General features: G+C 61.7%; 13 protein-coding genes. 4 read left to right on the forward strand and 9 right to left on the reverse strand.

Translation table 11 applies throughout. The annotated features are described in order from the left end of the window. Nucleotide 1 precedes the first annotated feature (1 nt). The 3 genes from ACIPL0_RS19270 (at nt 2) to ACIPL0_RS19280 (ending at nt 3058) form a co-directional block, all read left to right on the forward strand. Entirely contained in the window at nt 2-781 is a 780-nt protein-coding gene (locus ACIPL0_RS19270) for a TatD family hydrolase (RefSeq protein WP_400597897.1), read from the forward strand. Between the two features lie 401 nt (nt 782-1182). Next, on the forward strand, nt 1183-2304 hold the full coding sequence (locus tag ACIPL0_RS19275; RefSeq protein WP_400597896.1) for a DUF3182 family protein: 1122 nt from the start codon (nt 1183-1185) through the stop codon (nt 2302-2304). Beyond that, nucleotides 2288-3058 carry an alpha/beta hydrolase family protein gene (locus ACIPL0_RS19280; protein ID WP_400597894.1) on the forward strand — a complete coding sequence of 257 codons (771 nt, stop codon included), beginning with the start codon at nt 2288-2290 and terminating at the stop codon, nt 3056-3058. Before ACIPL0_RS19275 ends, ACIPL0_RS19280 begins: the two co-directional genes overlap by 17 nt. 187 nt (nt 3059-3245) lie before the next feature. On the opposite strand, the gene ACIPL0_RS19285 is transcribed toward ACIPL0_RS19280, so the two are convergent. Continuing rightward, nucleotides 3246-4457: a zinc-dependent alcohol dehydrogenase gene (locus ACIPL0_RS19285; protein ID WP_400597892.1), complete on the reverse strand. Its 1212-nt coding sequence runs from the start codon at nt 4455-4457 to the stop codon at nt 3246-3248. A gap of 281 nt (nt 4458-4738) precedes the next feature. Between ACIPL0_RS19285 and ACIPL0_RS19290 the strand changes: the two genes are divergently transcribed. After that, nucleotides 4739-5743 carry a ketopantoate reductase family protein gene (locus ACIPL0_RS19290; RefSeq protein ID WP_400597890.1) on the forward strand — a complete coding sequence of 335 codons (1005 nt, stop codon included), beginning with the start codon at nt 4739-4741 and terminating at the stop codon, nt 5741-5743. Nucleotides 5744-5921: 178 nt separating this feature from the next. On the opposite strand, the gene garD is transcribed toward ACIPL0_RS19290, so the two are convergent. The 8 genes from garD to ACIPL0_RS19330 all read right to left on the reverse strand — a co-directional run bounded on the left by garD (nt 5922) and on the right by ACIPL0_RS19330 (nt 17348). After that, complete coding sequence (gene garD / locus ACIPL0_RS19295) at nt 5922-7475, reverse strand: galactarate dehydratase (protein WP_400597888.1); 1554 nt, start codon at nt 7473-7475, stop codon at nt 5922-5924. An 11-nt stretch (nt 7476-7486) separates the two neighbouring features. Further along, nucleotides 7487-8863 (reverse strand): MFS transporter, encoded by a 1377-nt coding sequence (locus tag ACIPL0_RS19300; RefSeq protein WP_400597885.1) that lies wholly within the window; start codon nt 8861-8863, stop codon nt 7487-7489. Nucleotides 8864-9114: 251 nt separating this feature from the next. Further along, complete coding sequence (gene kdgD / locus ACIPL0_RS19305; protein WP_400597883.1) at nt 9115-10026, reverse strand: 5-dehydro-4-deoxyglucarate dehydratase; 912 nt, start codon at nt 10024-10026, stop codon at nt 9115-9117. 370 nt (nt 10027-10396) lie between these two features. Next, complete coding sequence (locus ACIPL0_RS19310; protein ID WP_400597881.1) at nt 10397-12547, reverse strand: TonB-dependent siderophore receptor; 2151 nt, start codon at nt 12545-12547, stop codon at nt 10397-10399. A gap of 287 nt (nt 12548-12834) precedes the next feature. Continuing rightward, nucleotides 12835-13584, reverse strand: a complete 750-nt coding sequence (locus ACIPL0_RS19315; RefSeq protein ID WP_400597879.1) for a FadR/GntR family transcriptional regulator — start codon at nt 13582-13584, stop codon at nt 12835-12837. A 109-nt stretch (nt 13585-13693) separates the two neighbouring features. After that, complete coding sequence (locus tag ACIPL0_RS19320) at nt 13694-15430, reverse strand: ABC transporter ATP-binding protein/permease (RefSeq protein WP_400597877.1); 1737 nt, start codon at nt 15428-15430, stop codon at nt 13694-13696. Nucleotides 15431-15528: 98 nt separating this feature from the next. Further along, on the reverse strand, nt 15529-16089 hold the full coding sequence (locus tag ACIPL0_RS19325; protein ID WP_400597875.1) for a response regulator transcription factor: 561 nt from the start codon (nt 16087-16089) through the stop codon (nt 15529-15531). After that, complete coding sequence (locus ACIPL0_RS19330) at nt 16086-17348, reverse strand: ATP-binding protein (protein ID WP_400597872.1); 1263 nt, start codon at nt 17346-17348, stop codon at nt 16086-16088. Before ACIPL0_RS19330 ends, ACIPL0_RS19325 begins: the two co-directional genes overlap by 4 nt. Nucleotides 17349-18310: the final 962 nt, after the last annotated feature.

An 18310-nucleotide genomic window follows, 5' to 3' on the forward strand; every position in this document is an offset into this window, starting at 1 on the left:
CGTGAAGCTGATCGACACCCACACCCACCTGGATTTCGACGATTTCGATGCCGACCGCCAGGCCGTGCTCGACCACTGCAAAGCGTTGGGTGTCGAGCGCATGGTGGTGTTGGGGGTCTATCAGCGCAATCTGCAACGGGTGTGGGATCTGGCGTTGAGCGAGCCGTCGGTCTACGCCGCGTTAGGGCTGCATCCGATCTACCTCGACGAACATCGGCCGGAACATCTGCAGGAACTGGGCGACTGGCTGACTCGACTGGCCGGCCATCCCAAACTCTGCGCCGTGGGTGAAATCGGCCTGGATTATTACGTTGAGGGCCTGGATCGCGACCGGCAAAAAGCCGTGTTCGATGCGCAGATGCAACTGGCCGCCGACTGCCATCTGCCGGTCCTGCTCCACGTACGGCGCAGCCACGCCGACACCATCGCCACCCTCAAACGCTTCAGACTCAAACGTGCCGGCATCGTCCACGCTTTCGCCGGCAGCCGCGAAGAGGCCAAGGAATACATCAAGCTCGGCTACAAGCTCGGCCTCGGCGGCGCCGCGACCTGGCCGCAGGCCCTGCGCATGCACCGGGTCATCGCCGAGTTGCCGCTGGACAGCGTGGTGCTGGAAACCGACTCCCCCGACATGGCGCCCGCCATGTACCCCGGCCAACGCAACAGCCCGGAGCATTTGCCGGAGATCTGCGTAGCGCTGGCAGCATTGATGAACATCCCCGCCGAGCGGTTGGCCCAAGTCAGCACCGACAACGCCAATGCGGTGTTTGGCTGGCACTGAGCCGCTTGCTCACAGCAACCACTGATCAGTCGCAAGGAACTCCCTCTGTTGGCGTTCGTTCATAACCAGTGAATGCCCTTCGTAGGAGGGCGCTCTGGCTCTCAACGTTGAAGTGTCTGATCTGGCGCCTTCGCGAGCAGGGCTCCCTCCCACTGAAGTTATTTGTCTGGCTCAACAGCGGTAGTGGTTCCAAAGCGTTGAAGCGGCATACCGACTTATCAGGTACACGAAGAACCTTGTGGGAGGGAGCTCTGCTCGCGATCGCGCTGCGCCATTTACCCTCGCAGCGTCTGGAATGACGCTATCGCGAGCAGAGCGCCCTCCCACAGGTCATCTGTTCGACATATCAGCAGTGTCGTCAGGACGATGTTTACGGCGGCGCATACCTCAGGAGCTTTTGCATGAGCGGATCACGCAGCACCGGCAAGTCCGAAGTCGTTCTGCTGGCCACTCACAAGACGCTGGCGACACATGAGGTTGAGGTTCAGCAGGCGCTGGGGCAATGCATTGCCCACCTGCTCGGGGCGAAGTTCGTCGGCGCTCACGACCCCGCCCTGCACACAGGACCTGGGGTGTACTACATCCCGTCCGACACCCTGATCGGCAAACAGACCGGCGACAGGCTGGGTATCCGCTCGGTCGACGACTTCTTCGGCGGCCTGATCGACTACCCGTTCATGGCCACCAAGGCGATTTCCCATCCCTTGCTCGATGACGCCAGCGCCGAGCCGCCGGGCTGGTCGGGGCGTTTCTTCGAGCTGGCGGGCGATGCGGTGCTCAACGGCTTCAGTGTGTTCAACGAAGACGACGCCAGACGCGCAGGCCGGCAATTGCTCAAGGACGGCCCGGTGCGACTCAAGCCGGTGTTGGCCACCGCCGGACGCGGTCAGGTGGTGGTCCATTCGCAAGCCGAACTGGACAAGGCCATCGCCGAGCAAGACATGGCCGAAGTCAGCGAATGGGGCCTGGTGCTGGAGGAAGACCTGAGCGACGTTGTCACCTACAGCGTCGGCCAGGTGCAGGTCGCCGGGATCACGGTCAGCTACCACGGCACCCAGAGCCTGACCCGGGACAACAACGGCGAAATGGTCTACGGCGGCTCGCAATTGTGGCTGGTGCGCGGCGACTACGACGTGCTGCTCACCCTGGATCTTGAGGATGACGTGCGCCGCTCGGTGACTCAGGCCATGCAGTACGAAAAGGCCGCCCTGGCCTGTTTCCCGGACTTTCTCGCCTCGCGGCGCAATTACGACATCGCCCATGGCACCAACGCGCGCGGCCAGGTGTGTTCCGGCGTGCTGGAGCAATCCTGGCGCATTGGCGGGGCCAGCCCGGCCGAGGTCGAGGCGTTGCTGGCGTTCGCCGCCGACCCGCACTTGCAGCGCATCGGTGCGTCGAGCCACGAAATCTACGGGCATGCCACCCTGCCCGCCCATGCCCGGATTCTCTATCAAGGCGACGACCCGGACGTCGGCCTTATCAGCAAATTCACACAGGTCCAGCCTTATGACCGTACGCAGTGAAACCATCGACATCGCCGTCAGCGATCAAACCATCAGCGGCACCATCCTCACCCCCGGCACGAAAATGCCCGGCATCCTCTTCGTCCACGGCTGGGGCGGCAGCCAGCAACGCGACCTGGCGCGGGCGAAGAACATCACCGGCCTGGGTTGCGTGTGCCTGACCTTCGACCTGCGCGGCCACGAACGCACTCATGAAATGCGCACCTCGGTGTCCCGCGAGCACAGCATGGAAGATTTGCTGGCGGCCTATGATCGTCTCGCCAGCCATCCCGCTGTGGATAACAACGCCATCGCCATCATCGGCAGCAGTTACGGCGGCTATCTGGCGACCATCCTCAGCGCCATGCGTCCGGTGCGCTGGCTGGCCCTGCGGGTGCCGGCGCTGTACTGGGACGCCGACTGGGACATGCCCAAGCAGGCGCTGGACCGCGACAAGCTGGCCCATTACCGGCGCTCGGCGGTGACAGCTGCTGACAACCGCGCACTGGCCGCCTGCAAGGAATTCAAGGGCGACGTGCTGCTGGTGGAGTCCGAGCAGGACGACTACGTGCCCCACGCGACGCTGATGAGCTATCGCACCGCGTTCGACCTGGCCCATTCGCTGACCTACCGGCTGGTGGACGGCGCCGATCACGCCCTGAGCAGCGACGCCAGCCAGCACGCCTACACGACGATGCTGACGGCGTGGATCAGCGAAATGGTGATCGGCTCGCGGCTGGTGGATTATCCGCATCATTCGGCGGCGTATTCCTGAACGCACGAGCCCTTGTCGGGCGCATATTTTCCGCGCCCTTGTAGGAGCTGGCTTGCCCTGCGACCGGCTGCGCAGCAGTCGTAAAGTCAGTGCACGCGGAGTATCAGATAGACCGCGTTTACCGATTTCACGACGGGTTCCCCGCCGGTCGCAGGGCAAGCCAGCTCCTACAGGGTCGTGTATTCGGTCAAAGATTCACAGCATCCGCCGACGCATCCACCCGGCTGTCGAACCCCGGCGAGAGGATGATCTTGCGGCAGTCCTGTTCCTTGTTGTCGAAGATCTTGTAGCCCTCGGCAGCCTCTTCCAGTGACAGTCGATGGGTGATGATCGCCTCCGGCGCCAGCCTGCCCTCTTCGATCAGGCGCAGCAGTTCCGGCAGGTAACGGTGCACGTGGGTCTGGCCCATCTTGAAGGTCAGGCCCTTGTCGAAGGCATCGCCGAACATGAAGCCATGCACATAACCCAGATAGATGCCCGGCACGCTGACCGTGCCACCCCGTCTCACTGCCGCGATGCACTGGCGCAGGGCCTTGCCGCTGCCGCCCTCCAGCTTGAGGGTGGTGAGGATGGTTTCGGTGGTGCTGCCCTTGGCTTCAAAACCCACGGCATCGACCACGCCGTCCACCCCGCGCATGCCGGCGGTCTGGCGGACGATGGTGTCGGCGGGGTCATCGTCTTCATCGAAGTTGACCGGAATCACGCCGTAGGTGAACTGTGCATAGGCCAGGCGATAGGGATGGTGATCGACCATGAAAATCTTCTCCGCCCCCAGCATCCGCGCACAGGCAGCGCTGAGCAGTCCGACCGGCCCGGCGCCGTAAATGGCGAGGCTCGAACCCGGCCCGATACCGGTGTTGAGCACCGCCTGCCAGGCGGTGGGCAGGATGTCGGAGAGGAACAGCACCTTTTCGTCAGCCAGCGAGCCCGGCACCTTGAACGGCCCGACGTTGCCCTTGGGCACCCGCACGTATTCCGCCTGTCCGCCCGGCACACCGCCGTACAGGTGGCTGTAACCGAACAACGCGGCACCCGGCGCGATGGATTTCTTGTTGAGAATCGCGCCACGACCGATGTTGGTGGTTTCGCAGGCGGCAAAGGCCTGCATCTGACAGAAGAAACAGCTGCCGCAGGCGATCACGAAGGGAATCACCACCCGGTCACCCGGCCTGACTGCCGTGACCTGCGGGCCGACCTCTTCGACGATGCCCATGAACTCATGGCCGAAAATGTCGCCCGGCTCGACGGCGGGAATCTTTCCCCGGTACAGGTGCAGGTCGGAACCGCAGATCGCCGTGGCGGTGACCTTCAGCACAACGTCATCGGCTTCCTGAATGACCGGATCGGCCACGGTTTCGACACGCACATCGTGGGCGCCGTGATAGGTCAGTGCACGCATGAACATCTCCTTGTCTCGCAGGCCAGAGCGCTTGGTTAGGCATGCAGTAAGGATAGGTGCCCGGGCGGTGAAGTTCAGGTGACCGACCGACACCTGACCAGTGGGCTGCACGCGCTCCTTGTAGGAGTGAGCTTGCTCGCGATTACGGTGCATTTGTAACGTCTGTTCTGTCTGGCATACCGCAATCGCGAGCAAGCTCACGCCTACAGTCAGGGGTCGCTTTGATTGGTGTAGATTGCCGTCATGCCCTGAAACGTCATTCGCCGTACTGGAGTCCCCCAATGAATGCCTCCCCCTTGCGCATCTGCATCGCCGGCGCCGGCGCCATCGGTTGCACCCTGGCGGCGCGCATCGCCCTGAGCGGGCACACGGTCAATGTGTTTGCCCGTGGCCGCACGCTGACGGCCTTGCAGCGCAACGGCATCTACCTGCAGGACCTGCAGGGCCGCCATCATGTGCAGGTCAACGCCAGCGACAGCGCCGAAGCGCTGGGTGAACAGGATCTGCTGTTTCTCTGCACCAAGGCGCCGTCACTGAGCGGCCTGCTGCCCAACATCGGTCCGCTGATCGGCCCGAACACCGTGGTGGTGCCGGTGATCAACGGTGTGCCGTGGTGGTATTTCCACGGTGAAGGCGGCCGTTTCGATGGCAATCGCATCCACACCGTCGACCCCGACGGCCGCATCACCGACACCCTGGACCTGCACAAAGTCATTGGCTGCGTGGTGTTCATCACCGCGCAAAGCTCGGCACCGGCGGTGGTGAAAACCCACAACCCGTACCGGATCATTTTCGGTGAGCTGAACAACGAACTGACGCCGCGCCTGGAACAACTGGTGACGCTGATCGAAAGCGCCGGCATCGAAGCCCAGGGCACCGACCGCCTGCGCGATCAGTTGTGGACCAAGATCATCGCCAACCTGACCTCCAACCCGGTGTCGGTGGTGACCGGCGCGACGCTGGAGCAGATCTACGGCCTGCCGGACATGCGCGAACTGGCGCTGGCGACCTTCAACGAGGCGATGCAGGTGGCGAATGCGTACGACGCAAAGCTGAGCATGGAGCCGTCCACGTTCATGCAGTTTGGCGCCAGCATGGGGCCGGTGCGCACGTCGATGTTGCAGGACTACGACAAGGGACTGCCGCTGGAACTGGCGGCGATTGGCGATGCAGTGCTGGAGTTGGCAGAGAAAGTGAACATTCCCATGCCGATCACCCGCAGCGTGCTGACATTGGCGAGGTTTTGCGGGGAGCATCCGCACCACAAGGAGCATGGGCGGCATTGAGGGAGGGCCATGTTCAGGATCTGTAGGAGTGAGCTTGCTCGCGATGACGGTTTTCCCGGCGACAAACATTCATCGTCAGGTACAACGCATCGCGAGCAAGCTCACTCCTACAAGGGGCGGTATCTACCCCACCGCATCGCGAATGAATTCGCTCCCACGGATCCGTCACAGGATCACATCAAGTAATCGGCGCCGGGTTGAACAGGGTGATGTCGTTGTGCAGGCGGTAATGCTCGGTCCAGGTCTTCTTCTTGCCGCTGGCGACATCGAGATAGAAATGGAACAGCTCCCAGCCCAGCTCTTCGATGCTGGCGCGGCCGGTGGCGATGCGGCCGGCGTCGACGTCGATCAGGTCCGGCCAGCGGTGAGCCAGTTCGGTACGGGTCGACACCTTGACCACCGGTGACATCGCCAGACCGTACGGTGTGCCGCGACCGGTGGTGAACACGTGCAGGTTCATGCCGGCGGCCAGTTGCAGGGTGCCGCAGACAAAGTCACTGGCCGGCGTCGCGCAGAAGATCAGGCCTTTGCGGGTCACGCGCTCGCCAGGGCCGAGCACGCCGTTGATCGCGCTGTTGCCCGACTTGACGATCGAACCCAGGGATTTCTCGACGATGTTCGACAGCCCGCCCTTCTTGTTGCCCGGCGTGGTGTTGGCGCTGCGGTCGGCTTCGCCCTTGGCCAGGTAACGGTCGTACCAGTCCATCTCGCGCACCAGCTCCTCGGCCACTTCCGTGGTTTCGGCGCGGGAGGTCAGCAGATAGATCGCATCGCGCACTTCGGTCACTTCGGAGAACATCACCGTCGCGCCTGCACGCAGCAGCAGGTCCGAGGCATACCCCAGCGCCGGGTTGGCGGTGATGCCGGAGAAGGCGTCACTGCCGCCGCACTGCATGCCCAGAATCAGCTCGGAGGCCGGCACGGTTTCGCGACGGCGCTGGTCGAGCTTCTTCAGGCGCACTTCGGCCAGCTCCATGATCTGCTCGATCATTTCGTTGAAGCCTTGCTTGGAATCCTGCAGCCGGTACATCCACTCATCGCTGAGGTCGACCGACGGATCGTTCTGGTGCATCACCTGCTCGGCCTGCAATTTCTCGCAGCCCAGACCGATCACCAGCGCCTCGCCACCCAGGTTCGGGTTGCGCGCCAGGTTACGCACGGTGCGGATCGGGATGTAGGCGTCTTTCGCCGTGATCGCCACGCCACAGCCGTAGGTGTGGGTGATCGCCACCACGTCATCGACGTTCGGATACTTGGGCAGCAGCTCCTCGCGGATGCGCTTGACCGCAAAATCCAGCACGCCAGTGACGCATTGCACGGTGGTAGTGATGCCGAGGATGTTGCGCGTGCCGACAGTGCCATCGGCGTTGCGGTAACCCTCGAAAGTGAAGCCTTCCAGCGGCTCGCCCTTGCCCGGTACCTCGGTGGACAGCGGCAAGCTGTCCAGCGGCGGCGCACTCGGCATGCGCAATTGATCTTCCTTGACCCAACTGCCGCGCGGGATCGGTTTGAGGGCATACCCGATGGTCTGCCCGTAACGAATCACCGCCCCGCCTTCGGGGATGTCCACGGTGTTGACCTTGTGGCTCTGCGGAACGTTATCGATGGTCACCAGACCATTGTCGAACTCAGTCCCCGCCGGTACGCCCTGGTCATTGACCACGACGACAACGTTATCGCGCTCGTGCAAGCGGATGTAACGCGGCGAGTCGGCATGTTGAATCAAGTTCATCACGGTTTTCCTCAGGATTTTGCTTGAGAAAGTTTGCTGGCTTCGCTGGCCGGCAAATCACCCTGCGCCGGGGTGTCTTTCAGTTCCACTCGTTTGATTTCGCCCACGATAAACACGTAGCTGATCACCGCTACCAGCGCGTTGGCACCGACGAACACCAGCGCCCACTTGAACGAGCCGGTGGAGCTGATGATGTAGCCGATGACGATCGGCGTGGTGATCGACGCAATGTTACCGAACATGTTGAACAGACCGCCGGACAGACCCGCGATTTGTTTTGGCGAAGCGTCGGACATCACCGCCCAGCCCAGTGCGCCCACGCCCTTGCCGAAGAAGGCCAGTGCCATGAAGCCCACCACGACCCATTCGATATCGACGTAGTTGCAGGTGACGATCGAGGTCGACAGCAGCAGACCACCGATGATCGGCGCCTTGCGGGCGAAGGTCAGCGAGTTGCCGCGACGCAGCAGCCAGTCGGAAATGACGCCGCCGAGCACACCGCCGACGAAGCCGCAGATCGCCGGCAACGAAGCGATGAAACCGGCCTTGAGGATGGTCATGCCGCGTTCCTGGACCAGGTACACCGGGAACCAGGTCAGGAAGAAGTAAGTGATGCCGTTGATGCAGTACTGCGCCAGGTAGATACCCAGCATCATGCGGTTGGTCAGCAGTTGCTTCACGTAGTCCCATTTCGGACCACCGGATTTCTTGCCTTTGCCCTGATCGTTGTCCATGTCGACCATGCCGCCGTTGCTGGCGATGTGATCGAGTTCAGCCTTGTTGATGCGCGGGTGGTTGCGCGGGCTGTGGATGACTTTCAGCCAGATCAGCGAGAAGACGATGCCGACGCCGCCCATGACGACGAATACATGCTGCCAGCCGAAGGTGAAAACGATCCAGCCCATGATCGGGGCGAACAGAACGGTGGCGAAGTATTGCGCCGAGTTGAAGATCGCCGAGGCGGTACCGCGCTCGGACGTCGGGAACCAGGCCGCAACGATGCGCGCGTTGCCGGGGAAGGATGGCGCTTCGGCCAGGCCCACCAGAAAGCGCAGCATGAACAGCGCGACGATGGCGGTGGAGAGGCCGAACTCACCGACGTAGCCTTGCAGCACGGTGAACAGCGACCAGGTGAAGATGCTCAGCGCGTAGACCTTCTTCGAGCCGAAGCGGTCCAGCAGCCAGCCGCCGGGAATCTGACCGGCCACGTAGGCCCAGCCGAAGGCGGAGAAGATATAACCGAGGGTGACGGCGTCGATGCCAAGGCTTTTTTGCAGGCTGGAGCCGGCGATAGCGATGGTGGCACGGTCGGCGTAGTTGATCGTGGTCACCAGAAACAGCATGAGCAGGATCAAATAGCGGACGTGCGTCGGCTTGGTTTTTTGCATGTTCGAAAACTCCCACTAATTATTTTTTTGCGCGGGTTAAACGATCTTGTGTGTATGTGCTGCTCGCCTCTGCCCCTAAACAGATGCGATTGAAGCGGTCCTGCCTTCAAGCGGTAGACACGGTGTTGCCTGGGGTAGTACTCACGCGAGCGGCCACCTTGCCGACGCGGAAAGCCGTGAGCCGGCTTTCAAAATATTCTCCTGACGGCAAAAAACCGCTGATCGCTCAGCGGTTTTCCGGCAGGTTTCGCTTACTGCTTGCCTTGCTTGTCCATCAGTGCAGCGAGCATCTCGAACTCTTCTGCAGTCAGGTCGGTCAGCGGCGCGCGGACCGGACCTGCGTCGTAGCCAGCGATCTTGGCGCCAGCCTTGACGATGCTGACCGCGTAGCCGGATTTGCGGTTACGGATGTCCAGGTATGGCAGGAAGAAGTCGTCGATCAGCTTGCCGACAGTGGCGTGATCGTCTTTGGCGATCGCGTGGTAGAAGTCCATCGCCAGCTTCGGCACGAAGTTGAATACGGCCGACGAGTAGACCGGCACGCCCAGCGCCTTGTAAGCGGCGGCGTAGACTTCGGCGGTCGGCAGACCACCCAGGTAGGAGAAGCGGTCGCCCAGGCGGCGGCGGATCGAAACCATCAGTTCGATGTCGCCCAGGCCGTCTTTGTAGCCGATCAGGTTAGGGCAGCGCTCGGCCAGTTGCTCCAGCAGCACCGGGGTCAGGCGGCAGACGTTACGGTTGTAGACGACAACGCCGATCTTGACCGATTTGCACACGGCTTCAACGTGGGCAGCAACGCCGTCCTGGCTGGCTTCAGTCAGGTAGTGAGGCAGCAGCAGCAGACCTTTGGCGCCCAGACGCTCGGCTTCTTGAGCCTGCTGGATGGCCTGACGGGTCGGGCCGCCAACGCCGGCCAGGATTGGCACGGTCTTTTCGCAGGTGTCGACGGCAGTCTTGATGATTTCGGAGTATTCGTTGCCCGACAGGGAGAAGAACTCACCTGTGCCGCCGGCAGCGAACAGCGCGGAGGCGCCGTAAGGGGCAAGCCATTCCAGACGCTTGATGTAGCCAGCGCGATGGAAGTCGCCCTGGGCATTGAAGTCGGTAACCGGGAAGGACAGCAGACCGTGGGAGAGGATGGACTTCAGTTCTTGTGGATTCATTATTCGAACACCCTGAGGAGCAAAAAAGTGAAGGAGCGCACCAGTCCTGCGCTGATGTCGTATGTCATCGTACAACTAGGAATGACATCACTCAATAGGGTGTCGAATATTTTTTCTGCGTGAGCGGACGGAAGGTCAAAGGGGCCTGATTACAGGGGATTTACCGGGTTGTGGATGAACGGGTAGTGATTGTCGGTTGTCCGGTCACTTCTACCATGGAAACCTGCACATCCTCCTCCGTGGGAGCGTGGCTTGCCCGCGAAGGCGTCAGACCAAACACTGCAACGTTGCCTGACATGACGTCTTCGCGGGCAAGCCCGCTCCCACAAGATGGGTGTGCGCCACATGATCGGCCGGCTGATCGGATGGGCTAGAAACTCACCTCCCCACTCAAGCGCAACGTGCGGCCCTCACCCCATGACACCCGCCGCGGGTTGCCGCCGGACGAGACGAAATAACCCTGGTCGGTCAGGTTTGCCGCGTTGAGTTGCAGCGAGGTTTCCTTGCCCAGCAGGTGGCCGGTCTTCCACGACACGAAGGCATCCACTGTGGTGTAGTCGTCCAGCTCGAACGAATTGGCCAGATCCCCCGCGCGCTTGCCAACGTAACGCGCACCAGCGCCCATGCGCAGATCGCCTTGCAGCACATGCATAGGCCACTGGTACGTCAGATAAGCGCCGCCGACATGCCGGGCGACGTTGAACACGCGGTTGCCTTCGGTCTGTTCAGTGTCCTTGCGGATCTTCGCGTCGGTGTAGGCGTAGTTGGCGATCACGCTCCATTGCTCGTTCAGCCGCCCATTGAGGCTCCATTCCAGGCCGCGACTGCCGACCTCCCCCGCCAGCCGCTGAACCGTGTTGCCGTCGTCATCGACACCGGCCACCTGCTGCACGTTTTTCTTGCGGATGTCGTACAGCGCCAGCGAGCTGATCCAGTCGCCATTGTCGTATTTGGCGCCCACTTCATACTGGCGCCCGGTTTCCGGTTTGTAGCTGCCGGTGAAGGTGTTGCCGGGATCGACTTCATTGGGGCGGAACGACTGGCTGTAATTGCCGTACAGCGAGAAGTCGTCACGCATCTGGTAGACCACGCCAAGGAACGGCAGCGCCTTGCCTTCATCCTCATCAGTGCCAAGCACGAACGGACGGCGGCTGCCGGATTTGATCGAGAACTCCTGATAGCGCACGCCCGGCGCCAGAATCCATTGGTCGGTCAGGTGAATGTTGTCCTTGAAGTACACCGACTGGCCCTTGATCCGGGTGTAGCCGTCGCTGTTGTTCAGGTTGACTGGCCCGGTCGGTTGCAACAGCCCGTACACCGGGCGCTCCGGGAAGAAACCGCCTTGCACCGGCCCGTCGATGAAATCACCGTAGGCATCACGGTTCGACTCGTAGTCGCTGCCCACCAACAGCTCATGTTCCATGCCCAACAACTGTTGGCGGCTGATCCAGTCCAGCGCCAGGTAGGCATTTTCCTTGTGTGCGCCGACGTTGCGCCGGAAGCGCCTTCTCAGCTCGCCGGTCTGGGCGTTGTAGGCGTTGGGGTCGGCCTGATAGTCGTTGTACTGGTCGTAGTTCCAGCCGCTGCTCAGACGCAGGCTGGAATCAGGACTGAAACGGTATTCGGTGGTGGTGGACAGGTATTGCCGCTGGCCCTGGGCACGCGTCCATTTCTCATCGAAACGATCATCGCGGCTGCCGACATGGTGCCCGTTGGACAGCACCGCGCCACGGTCGAGGGTGTTGCTGTAATCCGAGTATTCATAGGAGGCGAGAAACGACAGGTTCTCGCCCTCGTAGGACAGCGACGGCGCGATCAGCTTGTTCTTGTTGGCGCCGAAGTTGCGCCAGTAATCCTCGTCCTTGTGCTGGCCGATCAGGCGAAAGGCAAAACCGCTGTCGCCCAGCGGGCCACTGACATCGAAAAACTCGTCGCCACCGCCCTGATCGCTGAGGGTGCCGCCCAGTGCGCTGCGCCACTCGTAAGTCGGCTTCTTGCTGATGATGTTGATCACCCCGCCCGGCTCCTGCATGCCGTACAGCAGCGACGCCGGCCCCTTGAGCAGTTCGACCCGCTCGGTGGTGACCCGCTGGAAGTTGCGCCCCACCGGCGTGCGGATACCGTCGCGCAGCACACCGCCGTCATCGGTATTGCCGAAGCCACGCTTCATCAGCGCATCCTGAGTGCCGCCAAAGTTGTTGGTGACCACCACGCCCGGCATGAACTTGATCACGTCTTCCAGGGTTTGCGGCGTCTGGTCCTTGAGTTCCTGCGCCGTCACCGTGTCGACGGTCTGCGACTGTTGCAGATACGGCGTTTCCATCTTGTCCGCTGTGGAGCTGGAGCCTGCGCGGTACTCCGTGTCTGCGGCGGCCTGATACTGCTCGTCGATCTGAATCTCACCCAGATGGATCGGCGCGGCCTCTTGGGCGAACACCACGTCTCCGGTCATCGCTATACCGGTCCACACGCCCAGCCGGCACCACACCACCCGTTGTTTTTTCCAGCCTGCCACTGCCATCAACCGCCCTGCCATATGTATCGAGAATGATTCTCAAACCATACAGACACCATTCGTTGTACGACAACCATATGAATACCGTCATAACCGCTCTGAAACGGGGCTTTCAGGGCGCTTAAGCGTTTTTCAGATGCTGTGTTGCGAGTAAAGGGAATACGCCACTCGGCGCAAAACGCCGCGAACCGGGGCCTCGGCTCGCTCGGGAAGGAGAAATACAGGCGGGCAAAACGACGCGGGGCCATGACGAATCACGGCCCCGCGACAGGTATCTTAATTGTTACGAAAGGTTAGGCGCGTTGCGATTCGGCCTCTTCGTGAGCGTGACGCAGGCGCTCGCGGCTGTTGGTCAGGTGCAGACGCATGGCAGCGCGGGCAGCATCCGAATCCTGGCGGGCGATGGCGTCGTAGATCTCTTCGTGCTCGCGGCTCAGACGGCTCATGTAATGCTGCTGATCGTCATGGGCCAGGCGCGCGGAATTCAGCCGGGTGCGCGGAATGATGCTGGTGCCGAGGTGATTCATGATGTCGGTGAAATAGCGGTTGCCGGTGGACGTCGCGATTGCCATGTGGAACTGGAAATCGGCACCGACCGCATCGCTGGCATGGGCCGCGCTTTCGTTCAGCGCGTCGAGGGCAGCGCGCATTTCACCCAATTGTTCAGTGCTGCGACGCTGGGCGGCGAGCCCCGCCGACTCGACTTCCAGGCTGATGCGCAGCTCGAGAATGGCCATGACGTCACGCAGGGTGACGATAGTCGCCGGGTCGATACGAAAACCGCTGGCGCTGGGCATGTCGAGAACAAAGGTGCCGATGCCGTGGCGGGTTTCCACCAGGCCGGAAGCCTGCAGGCGCGAAATCGCTTCGCGCACGACGGTGCGGCTGACGCCCTGCTCTTCCATGATCGCCGACTCGGTCGGCAATTTGTCACCGCGCTTGAGTTCGCCGGTGCGAATACGCTCGGAGAGTTCGGTTACCAACTCCTGCGCGAGGCTGCGGTGCTTTCTACGTGCGCGAGGCGGAGCACTCTGATTTTCCATGTCCAACATGCATCTCTAAGTACGGTGAGGGAATATCATAGCTCAACCGGGTTGTACGATCACATCACAAACCCGGCGAGTGTGTAGGTTTTTGCGGCATTCTTGCCGTTTAAATCACCGATGCCGCGAGAGGCTGCTCCTGCAACTGACCGCCTTCGATACGCAGATGACGGCGGTGGAAACGCTTCAGACTGCTGCGATGGCCGATGCTGAGCAGGGTCACGCCCGGCAATTCGTCGAGCAGGGCCTGATACAGCGCGGCTTCGTCTTCTTCGTCCATCGCCGAGGTGGCCTCGTCCAGATACAACCAGTCCGGCGCATACAGCAGCGCACGGGCGAAGGCGACACGCTGCTGCTCGCCCGGCGAGAGCATGCGTTGCCAGTGATTGCGTTCATCCAGACGCGGCACCAGATAGTTCAGGCGGCACAGGTCGAGCACTTCGGCGAAGCGTTCGGCCGGATATACCTCGGGCGCTTGTGGATAACTCAACGCCTCGCGCAGGGTGCCGATCGGCAGGTAAGGCTTTTGCGGCAGGAAGAACGCGCGCTTGGCCGGCAGCTTCACCGCGCCATGCCCCTCATTCCACAACCCGCCCATGGCCCGCAGCAAGGTGCTCTTGCCGCTGCCGGAGCGGCCGCTGAGCATGACTTTCTCACCGGCGGCGATGTCGACGTTGGCATTGCTGAGCAACTGACGACCGCCGACCAGCGACAGATCCAGGCCTTGCAGATGCAGGGCGTTCTGTTCATGGCTGACGGTAATCGACGGCACCCGTGCTTCGTTGTCGTTCATGGCTTGACGGAAGCTGAGCAGACGGTCGCAGGTGGCGCGCCATGACGCGAGGCTGGCGTACGCATCGATGAACCAACTGAAGTTTTCCTGCACGTTGCCGAACGCCGAGTTGATCTGCATCAGCTCGCCCAGTTCGATCTTGCCGGCAAAGTAGCGCGGCGCCGCCACGACGAAAGCAAAGACGATGGCGATCTGCGAGTAGCCGGCGGTGAAGAACGTCAGGCGCTTCTGCACCTTCATGATCGTCCAGAAGTTGCTCCAGACCATGCCGAAGCGCCCGCTCAGGCGTTCGTTCTCATTGGTTTCACCGTCGGACAGGGCGATGCTTTCGGCGTTTTCGCGAACGCGCATCAGCGAGAAACGCAGGTCGGCCTCGTAGCGTTGTTGTTGGTTGTTCAGACCGATCAGGCGTTTGCCGATCAGGTGGGTCAGCCAGCTGCCCACGGCGGCGTAGAGCAGCGCGGCCCAGAACATGTAGCCGGGAATGGTGATGCCGAACAGCTCGATGCTGCCGGATACGCCCCACAGGATCACCGAGAACGACACCAGACTGACCACCGTGCGCAACAGGCCCAGACTCAGGGTCAGGGTGTCGCTGGTGAAGTTGTTGAGGTCTTCGGACAGACGCTGGTCAGGGTTGTCGGTGTAACCGCCCTGCTCCAGCCGGTAATAGTTCTTGTGGCCGAGCCACTTGGCGAAATGCTGCTCGGTGAGCCAGCGCCGCCAGCGGATGGTCAGCATCTGCGTCAGGTACAGGCGGTACACCGCACCAAGGATGGCGATGGCGGCAATGCCGCAGAAATACAGGATCAGGTGGGTAAACGCGCCCAGATCCTTGTTCTGCAGAGCGTTATAGAAGTCGCGGTACCAGCTGTTGACCAGCACCGAAATGAACACGCTGAACAGCGAAAGCGCGATCACGGCAATGAGCAGCACCCAAGCCATACCCTTTTCTTCGCTGCGCCAGTACGGCGTGACCAGCTTCCAGACCCGGGAGAAAAAATGTCCCGGCACAGCGTCATTGACCCTGGTTTCATCGATATCAACATTCATGGCGGGTGCTCGGCAGCAGGCATTGAGTGGCGTTGGCACCAATGTGCCAGACGCCACGCGCGATCTTCCATGAAAAAATGTTTAAGAAATTTCCGTATTTACCGGCGAACAGGCCGCTTCTGCAGCTTCCGCTGAAGCGTCCGGCGATGCATCCCCAAGGCTCGGGCCGTGGCAGAAATGTTGCCTTCATGCTCGGTCAGCACGCGCTGGATGTGCTCCCACTGCAGGCGGTCGACCGACATCGGGTTTTCCGGCACCAGCGTGTCCAGATCGGCGTGTTCGGACAACAGGGCGGCCAGCACATCATCGGCGTCAGCGGGCTTGCACAGGTAGTTGCAGGCGCCGCGCTTGATCGCTTCGACGGCCGTGGCGATGCTCGAATAGCCGGTCAGGATCAAGACCCGCATTTCCGGGTCCAGTTCCAGCAGCTTGGGCAGCAGCACCAGACCGGAGTCGCCTTCCATCTTCAGATCGACGGTCGCGTAGTCCGGCACATCCTGTTGCGCCAGGATCAGGCCTTCCTCGGCGGAACTGGCGGTGCTGACGCGGAAACCACGGCGGGCCATGGCACGTGCCATCACGCGAGTGAAGGTGGCGTCGTCGTCCACCAGCAGCAGGTGTGGCAGTTCTTCGCCTTCGACCTGGATTTCGTCAGTCATACTTCATCTCCTCGTGCGCCACGGGGCAGGCGCAGCTCGGTGAGCGTGCCGCCTTCCTCGTGTGGATAGAGTTTCACCGAGCCGCCGGCGCGGGTCACGCTGGCCTTGCTCAGAAACAGGCCCAGGCCGAAGCCTTTGCCTTTGGTGGTAAAAAACGGTTTGCCGATCTGTTCGGCCACCGCCAGCGGCACCCCGGCTCCGTGGTCACGGATGCTGATGCGGATTTCCAACGGGTTCCAGTCCAGGTTCACTTCCAGCCCCTCCGGGCAGGCGTCTGCGGCGTTATTCAGCAAGTTCAGCAGGGCCTGGGTCAGGTCGGGAGGCGGCGCGACCATCGGTATCTCGCCCTGGCCCAGACGCTGGAAGCGGTAGGTGGCTTCGGGGCGCATCAGGTGCCAGCGATTGAGCGCCTGATCCATCCAGTGGGTCACGGTCTGCTCCTGTACCGCCATGCGCCGGTTGGCTTCGGCGGCGCGCACCAGTTGTTGCAGGGTTTCCTTGCACAGCTTGACCTGATCCTGCAGCACCGACAGGTCTTCCTGCAGGGCGGGATCTTTGTGGTCCTGCTGCATTTCCTTGAGCAGCACGCTCATGGTCGCCAGCGGAGTGCCCAGTTCATGGGCCGCACCGGCCGCTTCGGTGGCGACGGCCAGCAATTGCTGATCGCGGGCGCCTTCTTCGCGGCGCAGAGCGCGCATCTGCTCCTGACGGCGCAATTCTTCGGCCATGCGTGCGGCAAAGAAGGTGATCACCCCGGCTGCCAGCGCGAAGCTCAGCCACATGCCGTAGATCTGCAATTTTTCCCGGGAACCGGCGGCGAAGGTGTCGACCGGGTAGAAGTTGGCCAGCATCAGTGTGTAGAGCGCCAGGGCGATGCCGGACAGGATCAGCGAGTAGCGCCACGGCAGGGTCACGGCGGCGATGGTCAGCGGCACCAGGTAATAGGAAACGAACGGGTTGGTCGAGCCGCCCGAGAAATACAGCAGTGCGCTGTGGATAAACAGGTCGAACGCCAGTTGCACGGCGTATTCGAGTTCGGTGACCGGCCAGGACGTGCGCAGACGGATGGCGGTCAGCAGGCAGACGATCGCGGAGAAGCCGAGGGTGATGTCCAGTTGCAGCCACGGTAGCGGCAGCAAGTTGAACAGGTAGGCAAATCCCACGGAGCCCGCTTGTGCGCCGAGCACCAGAATACGCACGAAGGTCAGTCGCCAGAGGTTCTGGCGTGTGGCGGATAACAACTGTACGGGGGCGAGCATGAGCTCTCCTGATGAGCGCTCCAGGCGGATCGCAGCGAGTATAACCAATGCAGCCGGGGTTTCCGCGAAACTGCGGCAAAGCGCCACACTATTCGGCGTTTCGCCTTCGGCACGTTACGCGGCTCCCTGTAGGAGCTGGCTTGCCCTGCGACCGGCGACGCAGTCGTCGTAAAACCTGTGCTTGCGGTGTGTCTGACTGATTGCTGTAGCTGCTAACGCAGCTTGGTTTCGCCTCACGGCGAGTTACTTGGAAAAGCCCCAAGTAACCAAAGGCTCTTATCCCCGCCATACGGCATCTCGCCTAGGCTCGATGTTCCCTCACTCCGGCGACACTCCGTGGGCTCGCCGCGAATGGGCCATCCATGGCCCACGCGGCTCTCGCGACATCCTGTCGCTCGGCCCACTGCGCATCGCCTGCGTTCGGCCTTCTGGAAAGGGGCCCCAGATCAAAATCAAAAACCAGATCAAAAGCCGGCGAAATACACACTCCCTGTGGGAGCGGGCTCGCCCGCGATGACATTCTTGGAATCGCTAACGCCGGCAAGCCGGACTGCTACGGGACGGTGTGTGCTGTCTGCTTTTGATTCTGGCCGAAGGCCGTGGGAGGGAGCTCTGCTCACGACAGCGCTATGTCAGCCATTACTGTAGTGACTGACCTGACGCCTTCGCGAGCAGGGCTCCCTCCCACATGGATCGATGGTTACTTCGACCTTGTTTGATGCCCGTAAGCTCGCCATCGCCGGCAAGCCGGACTGCTACGGGGCGGTGTGTGCCATCTGCTTTTTTGATTCTGGCCGAAGGCCGTGGGAGGGAACTCTGCTCGCGAAAGCGCTATATCAGCCATTACTGTAGTGACTGACCTGGCGCCTTCGCGAGCAGGGCTCCCTCCCACATGGATCGATGGTTACTTCGACCTTGTTTGATGCCCGTAAGCTCGCCATCGCCGGCAAGCCGGACTGCTA

Origin of the sequence: Pseudomonas sp. NPDC090208 (assembly GCF_044746785.1) — a bacterium.
Lineage (GTDB): Bacteria > Pseudomonadota > Gammaproteobacteria > Pseudomonadales > Pseudomonadaceae > Aquipseudomonas.

Bases quoted from the DNA above. Each gene is read 5' to 3' on its own strand.
- ACIPL0_RS19275 (WP_400597896.1), top strand. From the start codon at position 1,183: ATGAGCGGATCACGCAGCACCGGCAAGTCCGAAGTCGTTCTGCTGGCC.
- ACIPL0_RS19280 (WP_400597894.1), top strand. From the start codon at position 2,288: ATGACCGTACGCAGTGAAACCATCGACATCGCCGTCAGCGATCAAACC.
- ACIPL0_RS19285 (WP_400597892.1), bottom strand. From the start codon at position 4,457: ATGCGTGCACTGACCTATCACGGCGCCCACGATGTGCGTGTCGAAACC.
- ACIPL0_RS19290 (WP_400597890.1), top strand. From the start codon at position 4,739: ATGAATGCCTCCCCCTTGCGCATCTGCATCGCCGGCGCCGGCGCCATC.
- garD (WP_400597888.1), bottom strand. From the start codon at position 7,475: ATGAACTTGATTCAACATGCCGACTCGCCGCGTTACATCCGCTTGCAC.
- ACIPL0_RS19300 (WP_400597885.1), bottom strand. From the start codon at position 8,863: ATGCAAAAAACCAAGCCGACGCACGTCCGCTATTTGATCCTGCTCATG.
- kdgD (WP_400597883.1), bottom strand. From the start codon at position 10,026: ATGAATCCACAAGAACTGAAGTCCATCCTCTCCCACGGTCTGCTGTCC.
- ACIPL0_RS19310 (WP_400597881.1), bottom strand. From the start codon at position 12,547: ATGGCAGTGGCAGGCTGGAAAAAACAACGGGTGGTGTGGTGCCGGCTG.
- ACIPL0_RS19315 (WP_400597879.1), bottom strand. From the start codon at position 13,584: ATGGAAAATCAGAGTGCTCCGCCTCGCGCACGTAGAAAGCACCGCAGC.
- ACIPL0_RS19320 (WP_400597877.1), bottom strand. From the start codon at position 15,430: ATGAATGTTGATATCGATGAAACCAGGGTCAATGACGCTGTGCCGGGA.
- ACIPL0_RS19325 (WP_400597875.1), bottom strand. From the start codon at position 16,089: ATGACTGACGAAATCCAGGTCGAAGGCGAAGAACTGCCACACCTGCTG.
- ACIPL0_RS19330 (WP_400597872.1), bottom strand. From the start codon at position 17,348: ATGCTCGCCCCCGTACAGTTGTTATCCGCCACACGCCAGAACCTCTGG.